Origin of the sequence: Lonsdalea britannica (assembly GCF_946477055.1) — a bacterium.
GTDB classification, from domain to species: domain Bacteria; phylum Pseudomonadota; class Gammaproteobacteria; order Enterobacterales; family Enterobacteriaceae; genus Lonsdalea; species Lonsdalea britannica_A.
In genome coordinates this window covers 1-11,568 of the sequence record NZ_CAMKXG010000099.1, presented here as the reverse complement: position 1 = coordinate 11,568, position 11,568 = coordinate 1, and the positions used below count along the sequence as shown (strand labels likewise).

At 55.3% G+C, this 11,568-nt stretch carries 10 protein-coding genes and 1 pseudogene; 9 read left to right on the top strand and 2 right to left on the bottom strand.

What is annotated here, in order from left to right; translation table 11 throughout:
* The 9 genes and pseudogenes from Q7O77_RS08685 to Q7O77_RS08645 form a co-directional block, all read left to right on the top strand.
* Positions 1-543: pseudogene (locus Q7O77_RS08685) on the top strand (hypothetical protein); the annotation flags it as partial.
* Between the two features lie 218 nt (positions 544-761).
* The gene (locus tag Q7O77_RS08680; RefSeq protein ID WP_085652660.1) at positions 762-1,769 is read left to right on the top strand and encodes an NAD-dependent epimerase; all 1,008 of its coding nucleotides are present in this window, start codon (positions 762-764) and stop codon (positions 1,767-1,769) included.
* Between the two features lie 98 nt (positions 1,770-1,867).
* A complete protein-coding gene (locus Q7O77_RS08675; RefSeq protein ID WP_304165845.1) occupies positions 1,868-3,034 on the top strand; it encodes a nucleotide sugar dehydrogenase in 1,167 nt (388 codons plus the stop codon).
* Positions 3,035-3,107: 73 nt separating this feature from the next.
* Entirely contained in the window at positions 3,108-4,013 is a 906-nt protein-coding gene (locus tag Q7O77_RS08670) for a sugar phosphate nucleotidyltransferase (RefSeq protein ID WP_026743142.1), read from the top strand.
* Between the two features lie 169 nt (positions 4,014-4,182).
* Complete coding sequence (gene gndA / locus Q7O77_RS08665; RefSeq protein ID WP_304165842.1) at positions 4,183-5,589, top strand: NADP-dependent phosphogluconate dehydrogenase; 1,407 nt, start codon at positions 4,183-4,185, stop codon at positions 5,587-5,589.
* Positions 5,590-5,992: 403 nt separating this feature from the next.
* Positions 5,993-6,205 carry a hypothetical protein gene (locus Q7O77_RS08660; RefSeq protein WP_304165839.1) on the top strand — a complete coding sequence of 71 codons (213 nt, stop codon included), beginning with the start codon at positions 5,993-5,995 and terminating at the stop codon, positions 6,203-6,205.
* A 183-nt stretch (positions 6,206-6,388) separates the two neighbouring features.
* Positions 6,389-6,964, top strand: coding sequence for a YjbF family lipoprotein (locus tag Q7O77_RS08655; RefSeq protein ID WP_369696215.1), 576 nt, complete (start codon positions 6,389-6,391; stop codon positions 6,962-6,964).
* A gap of 10 nt (positions 6,965-6,974) precedes the next feature.
* Entirely contained in the window at positions 6,975-7,754 is a 780-nt protein-coding gene (locus tag Q7O77_RS08650) for a capsule biosynthesis GfcC family protein (RefSeq protein WP_304165833.1), read from the top strand.
* Positions 7,754-9,901 carry a YjbH domain-containing protein gene (locus Q7O77_RS08645; RefSeq protein ID WP_304165831.1) on the top strand — a complete coding sequence of 716 codons (2,148 nt, stop codon included), beginning with the start codon at positions 7,754-7,756 and terminating at the stop codon, positions 9,899-9,901. Before Q7O77_RS08650 ends, Q7O77_RS08645 begins: the two co-directional genes overlap by 1 nt.
* A gap of 281 nt (positions 9,902-10,182) precedes the next feature.
* Here Q7O77_RS08645 and Q7O77_RS08640 read toward each other — a convergent pair whose 3' ends face one another.
* Both Q7O77_RS08640 and Q7O77_RS08635 read right to left on the bottom strand, forming a co-directional pair.
* Positions 10,183-10,335, bottom strand: coding sequence for a hypothetical protein (locus Q7O77_RS08640; RefSeq protein WP_304165849.1), 153 nt, complete (start codon positions 10,333-10,335; stop codon positions 10,183-10,185).
* A 50-nt stretch (positions 10,336-10,385) separates the two neighbouring features.
* Positions 10,386-11,369: a VirK/YbjX family protein gene (locus tag Q7O77_RS08635; RefSeq protein WP_304165828.1), complete on the bottom strand. Its 984-nt coding sequence runs from the start codon at positions 11,367-11,369 to the stop codon at positions 10,386-10,388.
* Positions 11,370-11,568: the final 199 nt, after the last annotated feature.

Genomic DNA, 11,568 nt, shown 5'->3' with positions numbered 1-11,568 from the left:
GTCTCCCGGCTGATGGAAAGCCACATCAAGCTGGAAAAACGCCCGGCGAGCCAGTTCCCACCGGTGTATGTCACCGAGATCGGCTGGCCGTCGACGACCATCCCGTATGCCAACGGCGAAGCCGCTCAGGCCGCTTTCCTGCTGCGTACGCTGATCGAGTCTCAGCGGCACAACATCATTCAAAGCACGTTTTGGTATGACTTCGTGAACGATGGCGCGAACGGCACTAACAAAGAGCACAATTTTGGGTTGCTCTATCAGGACTACACGCCGAAACCCGCTTATAGCGCGATGGCGGTGATGAATCACATGCTGACCGGCATGGACTTCAAAAAGGCCGTCGTCGATGCCCCGGACGTCAAGGTCTATCGCTTCTCCAACGGCAGCAAAGACCTGCTGGTGGGATGGACGATTGGCGCAGACAAGAAAGAAGTGCCGCTGAACGGCGGTAAAAAAGTGCAGACGGACTGGCAGGGAAATCAGACGGATATCGATGGCAAAACCTGGACGCTGGGGCCAATACCGCGCTATCTGAGTGAATAACGCGTCGGGTATCAACGACGCCGGGTGAATGACGGCGGCAAGACAGTATCCGCACCGGACGTGAAAGACGCCTTCACGGAGGCGTCGCGGCAGACTGCATTTTTATTAACCGGGTGAAGGGGTTATCGGCGCAAGACCTTCCAATGTTCCGATTCGGCATCAAACCGTTCGGTGGTATCATTCGCAGATTCATCTCACCCACAACAATGAGTCATCTGATGAAATTCCTTGTTACCGGAGCCGCCGGTTTTATCGGTTTTTATGTTTGCCAGTCGCTGTGTGCCGCCGGGCACGAGGTTGTCGGGATAGATAATCTCAATGACTACTACGCCGTCTCTCTCAAAGAGGCGCGCCTGGCCGAACTGCTGCCGCTGGACAACTTCCGTTTCGAGAAGCTGGATATCGCGGATGATAAGGCAGTACATGCGTTGTTTGCGGCGGAGAAATTCGATCGTGTGATCCATCTGGCAGCCCAGGCTGGCGTACGTTACTCGCTGGAAAATCCGCTGGCGTATGCGCAGAGCAACCTGACCGGACACGTCAATGTGCTGGAAGGCTGCCGCCATCATGGCGTTGGTCATCTGGTTTATGCGTCATCCAGCTCCGTGTACGGGCTGAACAATAAAACGCCGTTCTCAACGGCGGATAGCGTGGATCATCCGGTTTCGCTGTACGCGGCCACCAAAAAATCCAATGAGCTGATGTCGCATGCCTATTCGCATCTGTACGGTCTGCCGACCACCGGTCTGCGCTTTTTCACCGTCTACGGCCCATGGGGACGACCGGATATGGCCCTGTTCAAGTTCACCAAGAACATCCTGAACGGCGAGCCGATCGATATTTACAATCACGGCGACATGCGCCGCGATTTCACCTACGTCACCGATATCGTGGAAGGCGTACTGCGTGTCGCGGATGTGATTCCACAGCCCGATCCGTCGTGGCGGGTGGAAAGCGGTTCGCCGGCCAATAGCTCGGCGCCTTATCGCGTGTACAACATCGGCCACGGCAGCCCGGTCAAGCTGATGGATTTTGTCACAGCGCTGGAAAACGCGCTGGGAATCGAAGCGAAGAAAAACTTCATGCCGATGCAAGCAGGCGACGTGTATCAGACCTATGCCGATACCGACGACCTCTTTGCGACGACAGGTTATCGCCCACAGGTGGAAGTCGCCGAAGGCGTGCAGGCGTTTGTTGACTGGTATCGCGATTTCTACCGCCTCTGATCGAGGCGATGAAGCGCGGGCGGCCGATTTTCGCTGCCGCACGGCCATTTCTTCTGTGATTTTAGTTCTATGCCACGTTGGATTAGTGTGATTTGAAAATGAAAATTGCGATTGCAGGTACCGGCTACGTCGGCTTGTCGAATGCGATGCTGCTGGCGCAGCATAATGAAGTGGTTGCGCTGGATATCGTTGCCGAGAAGGTCGACATGCTTAACAAAGGTGTTTCACCTATTGTCGACAAGGAAATCGAAGATTTCCTGCGTAATCCGGCGCTCAATTTCCGGGCCACGCAGGATCCCGCTGCGGCTTATCAAGACGCCGATTTCGTCATCATCGCCACCCCGACGGACTACGATCCGAAGACCAACTACTTCAACACCAGTTCGGTCGAAGCGGTCATTCGTGATGTGCTGGCGCACAATCCGGGTACGGTGATGATCATCAAATCGACCGTTCCCGTCGGCTACACCCGTCAGTTGAGGGAAGAGTTCGAGACCGATAACATCATCTTCTCGCCGGAATTTCTGCGGGAAGGCAAGGCGCTGTACGATAACCTGTACCCTTCGCGCATTGTCATCGGCGAACGTTCGGAGCGCGCGGAAACCTTTGCCCATCTGCTGGTGGAAGGCGCGATCAAAACCGACATTCAGGTGCTGTTTACCGACTCCACCGAGGCCGAGGCCATCAAGCTGTTCGCCAATACCTATTTGGCGATGCGCGTGGCGTACTTCAACGAGCTGGACACCTATGCCCAGACGCTGGGCCTGGACAGCAAGCAGATTATTGAAGGCGTTGGGTTGGATCCGCGTATCGGACAGCACTACAACAACCCTTCATTCGGCTACGGCGGTTACTGCCTGCCGAAAGATACCAAACAGCTGTTGGCTAACTATGAAGCGGTGCCCAACAACCTGATCCGCGCCATTGTGGACGCCAATACCACGCGTAAAGACTTCATCGCCGATGCGGTGATCAAGCGTAATCCTACCGTCGTGGGCGTCTACCGTCTGGTGATGAAAAGCGGATCGGATAACTTCCGCGCCTCGGCTATTCAGGGCGTGATGAAGCGCATCAAGGCGAAAGGGATCGAGGTCGTGGTTTTCGAACCGGCGCTGAAAGAGGACAACTTCTTCCACTCCCAGGTCATCAACGATCTGGAAGAGTTCAAACAGATTTCCGACGTGATTCTTTCCAACCGCATGGCACCGGAATTGTCTGATGTTGTGGAAAAAGTCTTTACTCGCGATCTCTTTGGCTCAGATTAGGTATAAGGTTAAGAGAGTGTGGCACGGCTAGGGAAGTGCCACGGAAATGGCTGACTGTTTAAGAGAGCGATAGATGACGACATTAAAAGCAGTGATTCCCGTTGCCGGGCTGGGTATGAACCTGTTGCCGGTAACCAAGGCAATTCCTAAAGAGATGCTGCCGCTGGTGGATCGCCCGGTAATCGAGAAAATCGTAAAAGAGTGCGCCAACGCGGGCATTAAAGAGATTGTGCTGGTGACGCACGCGTCGAAAAATGCCATCGAAAACCATTTCGATACGTCGTTCGAGCTGGAATCCTTGTTGGAAGAGCGCGCCAAGCGTCAGCTGCTGGAGGAAGTGCAGGCCATCTGTCCGCCGGGCGTGACTATCATGAACGTGCGTCAGGGGCAGACGCTGGGGTTAGGGCATGCGGTTTCCTGCGCCTATCCGATTGTCGGCGACGCGCCGTTTGTGGTCGTTCTGCCGGACGTAGTGCTGGATGAGAGCTCCGCGGATCAGTCCACGGAAAACCTGGCTCGTCTGGTGGCGCGCTTTGAAGAGACCGGCCATAGCCAGGTTCTGGTGAAGCATCGCCCGTATGAAGCTCTGCCGGAATACTCGGTGGTCGAATGCGAGCAGCCGCTGACCCAGCCGGGCGCGACGTCGGCTATCACGTCGATGATTGAAAAACCCAAGCTGGCGCGCGTGGAAGGTTCCGACCTGTCTGCGGTTGGCCGCTACGTGCTGACGGCGGACGCCTGGCCTATCATCAACAACATCCTGCCGGGCGCATGGGGCCGTATTCAGCTGACGGATGCGATTGCCGAGCTGATCAAAACTCAGCAGGTGGATGCGGTGGAAATGGCGGGTCGCAGTTTCAACTGCGGTCGTAAGCTGGGCTATGCTCAGGCCTTCGTCTCCTACGGCTTGCGCAATCCGAGTTTGGGCAAGGCATTCAAGAAAAATATCGAAAAGCTGCTGGCTAAACACTCAGCCTGACGACAGCTTCCCGCCCGAGCCCGTATTTATGCCGGGCGGGACCCTATCCTATCGAACCAATTACTACCCACTCGATAAGAGCTGAGTTACCATGGCGGCCTGCTTTTGATTGCCTGTGGCGCGCCAGCCGCGACCCGGGTAGGTTACCCTTCAAACAGGAGTTGCTTTAATGTCCAAACAGCAAATAGGCGTTGTCGGTATGGCGGTAATGGGGCGCAATCTGGCGCTGAACATTGAAAGCCGTGGCTATACCGTCTCTGTCTTTAACCGTTCTGCTGATAAAACCGATGAGGTGATTGCAGAAAATCCCGGTAAAAAGCTGGTGCCTTGCTACACCGTTCAGGAATTCGTGGAATCCCTGGAGAAGCCGCGTCGTATCCTGTTAATGGTCAAAGCGGGTGAAGCCACGGATAAAACCATCGCTTCTCTCAAACCCTATCTGGAAAAAGGTGACATCCTGATAGACGGTGGCAACACCTTCTACAAAGACACCATCCGTCGTAACCGTGAACTGTCCGCCGAAGGCTTTAACTTCATCGGCACCGGTGTATCCGGCGGCGAAGAAGGGGCATTGAAAGGCCCATCCATCATGCCTGGCGGTCAGAAAGAAGCCTATGAGCTGGTTGCGCCTATTCTGGAAAAAATCGCCGCACGCGCGGAAGGCGAAGCCTGTGTGACCTATATCGGCGCTGACGGCGCGGGTCACTATGTGAAAATGGTGCACAACGGCATCGAATACGGCGACATGCAGCTGATCGCAGAAGCCTATTCCCTGTTGAAGCAGGCGCTGAACCTGAGCAACGAAGAGCTGGCCACCACCTTCTCTGAATGGAACAAAGGCGAGCTGAGCAGCTACCTGATCGAAATCACCGCGGATATCTTCACCAAAAAGGATGAAGACGGAAAATATCTGGTCGACGTCATTCTGGATGAAGCCGCAAACAAAGGCACCGGTAAATGGACGAGCCAGAGCTCGCTGGATCTGGGCGAACCACTGTCGCTGATCACCGAATCCGTATTCGCTCGCTACCTGTCTTCGCTGAAATCTCAGCGCGTTGCTGCGTCTAAAGTGCTGTCCGGCCCTGCCGCTCAGGCATTTGATGGCGACAAGGCGGAGTTCGTCGAGAAAGTGCGTCGCGCGCTGTATCTGGGCAAAATCGTTTCTTATGCGCAGGGTTTTTCTCAGCTCAAAGCGGCATCAGAAGAGAACAGCTGGGATCTGAACTACGGCGAAATCGCCAAGATCTTCCGCGCGGGCTGCATCATTCGCGCCCAGTTCCTGCAGAAAATCACGGACGCTTACGCGCAGAATGCGGCTATCGCCAACCTGCTGCTGGCGCCGTACTTCAAGCAGATCGCGGACGAATACCAGCAGGCGCTGCGTGACGTGGTTGCCTACGCGGTTCAGCACGGTATCCCGGTTCCGACCTTCTCGGCGGCGATCGCGTACTACGACAGCTACCGTTCTGAAGTGCTGCCAGCGAATCTGATTCAGGCTCAGCGTGACTATTTCGGCGCTCATACGTACAAACGCACCGATAAAGAAGGCGTATTCCACACCGAATGGTTGGACTAAACGCTGCGTTGATACTCTCCAGCCGGGCGTCTACCGCCCGGTTGTTCCACCTTTTGCCGTTACCCTCATTTCTTATCGGACAGCTCCGAAAAAATAATACGCAGTAAAACTAATAAGAGAAATGTCATTCCCTTCCTGTATGTTGTTAACACGCATCTCTATTTCTGTATTTATTTAATTCAAGGCTACGCAGTTGTTACATGCATCATGATGTAACGTCGTTTTCATTGTGGTGATACCCCCGAGTTTAAGGACAGTGAATGCCCGATTTGGCTGAGAAATCAGCTGAAAAGTAGGGCAGGAAAGGCCATGAGTGTGGTCTTCTCCTGTCCTGAAGTACTTCCTAGGAAAGAAGGAAATTGTGATGAAAAAAACGTTAATGACTGCGGTACTGGCCTTGGCCATGTCCTCCAGTGCATATGCTGCTGTGGGCGAACTGCTCGGTGGTGCGGGTGGCGCTGGCGCCGCTTCCGCTGCTGTCGGTACGTCTACGGCGGTCGGTGTTGGCGTAGCGGCGGCTGCCGTTGCTGCTGCCACCGTGGCGACTGCGAATGATAGCAGCACGTCCAACAGCACGGGCACAAGTACCTCTACAGTCACATCAACCCAGGGTTAATGGGATTGAGATAATAATAAGGCCACTTAGGTGGCCTTTCTTTTGCTTCAGGGGATTCAGGCGAGAACCAGAGCGATGATAAAAATTCTATCAGGTAGCAGAACCCGTGCGCTGATTGCTATTCCACTTTTTTCTCTCATGTTGATGGGGTGTTCGCAACAATTCGCTTTGTTGGGTCAAACGATGAAGCTGGCCATCTGGGGGCAGGACGATACCGACCTCACGCCGCAGCAGGTGGCGAAGGTGCCGTATGCCTCGGCCTATATTAAGGTCGGCGAGGCGCCGCGCGCCTTCATGGTGCTGGCGTTCGCGGAAAATGGACTACTGAAGTGGGTGGCCGCGGATAAAAACATGGTCGCAACCCATGACGGGCGCGTGGTGAAAACCCAGGGGTTCGGCGAAGACATCCAGCATGTCGCCAATCAGGAACACGATCCGTTGCATCTGGGGCTGCTGAAAGCAGGGACGCCCATGCGCTGGCAGACTGAGGTCAGTTGGTCTCAGGTCATGCGCGGCAGCTATGAACTGCAGTCCTCGTTCGAAAACCGCGGCCGTGAGCCGCTGGTCATCCTCGGCAGAACCTATCAAACCGTGCGCTTTGATGAGCTGGTGACCGTTCCCGCGTTGAACAAGCGTTATACCAACCAGTATTGGCTGAATGCGAGCACCGGTCAGGTGATGCAGAGCCGTCAATACATGGGGCCGGATATGGCGCTGGTTCAGTTTACCGCTTTGAAATCCTACGCTCAGTCACTGTAAGGACGCTTCTATGTTGCTACACAATCGGCTGGCCGCCGTGCTGATGTTGATGACCGGAACGGTGGGCGCGGCGCAGCTTACGGTAAAATATGGCGATCGCACGCTAGATCCTGTGGTGCTGGAAGACGGCGTTCGCCTGGATCAGTTTTATGCCAAAACGCCTTTCCCTGCGGACGTCAACTGGCAGAATGCGTTGATCACCAACCCGGCGATGACCTCCAGAGTGGCCGCGCAAGGCCAGACGTTGCAGGATCACCTCTATCGCCTGCAACTGTGGTGGCGCGATCGCGGTGATGGCGACTACGCCATCGCAGCCTGGTATGTCGCGCAGGCGCTCAAGCAGGTCCCTGTCGCCGGCCGAATCCCGACGGCGCTCGACCCAGACCGGGTGCGCCTGAGCCTACAGAGCAATCGTCCGCTGGTCGGAGACTATCAGCTCTATCTCGCCCCCTATTCCAAACAGCTGTTCCTGTTCGGTCTGATTCGAACGGACATTGATATCGGTACGGCTCAGGTGTTCAAAGATCTTCCGCTGCGCTCCGGCTGGTCAGTTGAAAACTATCTTCAGGGCCGACGTTTTCTTCCCGGCGGCGATAAAAACACGGGGTATCTGATTGCGGGGACGGGGACGTGGCGCAAGGTGCCGCTGGCGATGTGGAATCGTCAACATATCGAACCCGCCGCGGGGGAAACGCTGTTTATCGGCTTTGATCCCGCCATTTTGCCCGAAGAGATGTCCTCGCTTAACGAGCAGATTGCCGATTATCTTGCGAACCGGATCCCACACTAATGGCTAAAAACAATACTCTCAGACTGAATTGCCTCTCTCTGGCGATCGGCAGCGTTTTCAGCACGTCGGCGTTGGCGGATGCGGCAAACGGCACGGCGCGCGAGCTTGCCGATGCGACTAACCAAAATCACTATTATCAGCCAGCAGGCGTGTCTCAGACCGACTTTGGCGGCGTGGGCCTGCTGCAAATGCCAACCGCGCGCATGGCCGAAACCGGCGAGTTCAGCGCCAACTATCGTGATAACGATCAGTACCGCCGCTATTCCGTCTCCTTGCAGCTGCTCGACTGGCTGGAAACGACGGTGCGTTATACCGATATCCGTACCCGGCTTTATAGCGCCGATCCCAACTTCAGCGGATCGCAAACGTATAAAGACAAAGGGTTCGACGTTAAAGCGCGGCTGTGGAAGGAAGACCGCTGGTTGCCTCAGGTCTCGCTTGGGCTGCGCGACATCGCGGGGACCGGCCTGTTCGACAGCGAATATCTGGCGGCCAGCAAGCGCTGGGGGCCGTTCGACCTGACGCTGGGCATCGGCTGGGGAAATATGGCCCAGAGCGGCAATATCACCAACCCGGCCTGTAAGCTGACGGAAAGCTTCTGTCAGCGCACCAGTTCTACAGATACCGGGCAGTTCGAGGTGAACAACTTCTTCCACGGACCGGCGGCGATATTCGGCGGGATCGAATACCAGACGCCGTGGGACCCGCTGCGTCTGAAGCTGGAGTACGACGGCAACAACTACAGTGATGAAGCCGCAGATCGCGGGCGCAGAGAGCGTATCAAGCAAGACTCGCCGATCAACGTGGGCATGGTCTATCGGGTCGGCGACATTCTGGATACCTCGCTATCCTGGGAGCGGGGCAACACGCTGATGTGGGGGGTCACGCTACGCACCAACTTCAATCAACTGCGGCCGCACTATGTTGACGATGCGCCGCCGGTTTATGCGCCGGTCAGCAATCCGCAGGGCGGGACGGACTGGAAACGCGTGGCGAAAGAGCTGGATGAGAAAGCCGGCCTTGGTCAGCCGGATATTTATGCGGACGATAAGCAGGTCACCGTCGTCAGTCCGCAGTACAAATATACGGATAGCGCCGAGTACAACAGCCGCGCGGCGACCGTTCTCGCCAACCATGTACCGTCCAGCGTCAGCGAATATCACATCGTGAGGGAAAATCGCCATCTGCCGACTGACAGCACGCGTGTCGACGCGAACGCGTTCCGTCAGCTGCAAACGGCGTCGACCCCGCTGGGACAGCCGGAGCCGAAAGCCTATGATGTCGAGCCGGTAGCGCCGCCGCGCGGTCAGGAAGTGCTGCATACCCAGCCCAAGCGGTTGACGTACTCCCTGGCGCCCGCGCTGTCGCAGTCCATCGGAGGGGCCGAATCGTTCTACATGTATCAGGTGTCGGCTAATGCCAACGCGGACCTGTACCTCTCCGATCACTGGAGCGTAGGGGGCACGGTCAACGTTAACCTGTTCAATAACTACGATAAATTCAGCTACACGACACCGCCTCAGGATACCAAGCTGCCGCGCGTCCGCACCTGGATACGTGAGTACGTCACCTCGTCTGATGTATTGCTCACCAATCTGCAGCTATCGCGCACCGATCATCCGGCGCGAGACTGGTACACGCAGGTCTACGGCGGCTATCTGGAGATGATGTACGCTGGCGTCGGCGGTGAAATGCTGTATCGCCCCTATGGCAAAAGCTGGGCGGTCGGGCTGGATGTGAACTACGTCAAGCAACGTGACTGGAATGACACGATGCGTCTCGCGGACTACAGCGTGGCTACCGGCCATCTGACCACCTACTGGGAACTGCCTTATATCAAAGGTGGGCTGGCGAAGATCAGCGTCGGCCGCTACTTGGCGGGAGATAAAGGCATCACCGTCGATCTGTCGCGGCGGTTTGACAGCGGTATCGTTGCGGGCGCTTTCGCGACCAAAACCAACGTCAGCGCCAAAGAGTATGGGGAAGGGAGCTTCACGAAAGGATTCTACGTCTCCATACCGTTTAATCTGCTCTTTGCGTCGCCGACGACGAACCGCGGTTCGGTTGGCTGGGTGCCGCTGACGCGTGACGGCGGGCAGATGTTGGAACGTCGCAACGTGCTCTATAACGTTGTCGAACAGCCATAAATCGGCTTGCCGACCTATTGGGCTAATGAAAGGCGGAGGGAGCGGAAACGCTTCATCCGCCTTTGTCGTTTATCGCGTGTTTGCCGCGAAACAGTCCCTCTGGCGGCCTGTTTTCAGGCGGGGAATGTAAGGAAATTGTTTGTTTTGTGATGATGGACGGTAAATAGTCTAACCCGTTATTAATGGGCGGTTTTTTAAGAATAAGACGCTTGTTGGGCTGGGGCTGGCTTCACTATGATGCAGCGAAACAGTAGTCAGATGAGGTTAAAATGAAACGTGTATTAAAACTGGTAAGTGTACTGGCGCTGCTGACAACCCTGAGCGGATGCATTTTCCCACCCCCGTGGGGCGGCGGTCACGGTGGCGGTGGTGGTCATGGCGGTGGTCATGGCGGCGGTCACCATTTCCAGGACCCGAGAGGTTAAGAATGTCATCACGCCAGCAGACGCTGGCGTTAACGTCGAACGATTCTACACCCGTTGATTTAGGCCAGTGCGTTTGCACTGGCTTTTTTTATGGGCGTCCGCTCCTGATGATTCGCTCTCCGAAGCGTTTCAGCGCTGAGGTTGTCCGCCAGCTGAGCATGTAGCTCATCGATCAACTGATAGCGGCGTTTATACTGCGCGCGTTTGTTGCTGGGTAACGCCTCCAGCGGTTTACGGGCGATGAGTTGCGGCAACTGGTAGAGGTTGTCATGCGTTGGGACCGCCTCCAGCGAGGTCCAGAACGCGTCGTAGCAACAAAACAGCACGCTTTTTTTGCTGCGATGATAGCGTTGGCTTTGATAAACATGGCTGTCATCGCCGACCGCCAGCACGCGGCGAATTCCGGCGAGATCGGCCAACGTCAGCAGGCTCTCAATCAATAACCGTTTGGGGAACAGACCGTGGCAGGCTTTAGTCGCCTGTTTGATCAGATCGCGGGTCGTTTGCTTGCCTTTACCCTGCAGGCCGCCGATGACGATGGCGGGTTGACCCAAGACATTAATGATACTGAACGATAGTGAGATGAGCGGCGTCTCCTCCATCCATATCTGCAGCGTCGTTTCACCCTCTTTGTCATACCGCCATACGCTGCTGACGATAGCGAATTTCTCGCCCTCCTTGCCGTAAAATTCGGCCAGACGACAAGGGGTTTCGCTTAGCAATGCATCATGCAGACGCTGCGAAGACAGACCTTCCAAGAAGGAATAGTGGTGGCAAATCGCTTTAGCCCGCTCGGTCGCATTGAGCCCGACATGCAGGTAAGGTCGATGAATTTTCGTGGGCAGGCAGGGATGCGTTTTCACTAATCGCTGCATGCACGGCATGGCGCATATCCCGCCCAGAAAGTAATAGGTTGGGAAAGGCAGCATCAGCGAGCGCAACAAAAACTTCGCTTTTATCTTATTCTCAAACCATATTTTTTCAGACCGGAAATGTCCGTTCAATAGCTGAAGAAATAGCGACGCTCTGGATATTTTTTTCATAGGCTCCACGCGATATTTAACGATTTCTTGTCATGTTTTTTTCGAAAAATGGGGTGTTGCCTTATTTCTCCCGCGAATAACAAGAAATAGATGGCGGGAAATAATAATAAGGATATAAGCCCATTCTCGGCAGGTTAATAGCTCTAACTAAGATGAAGTATAAGAACAATAAATAAGGAATAAATATATTCTGAGTTAT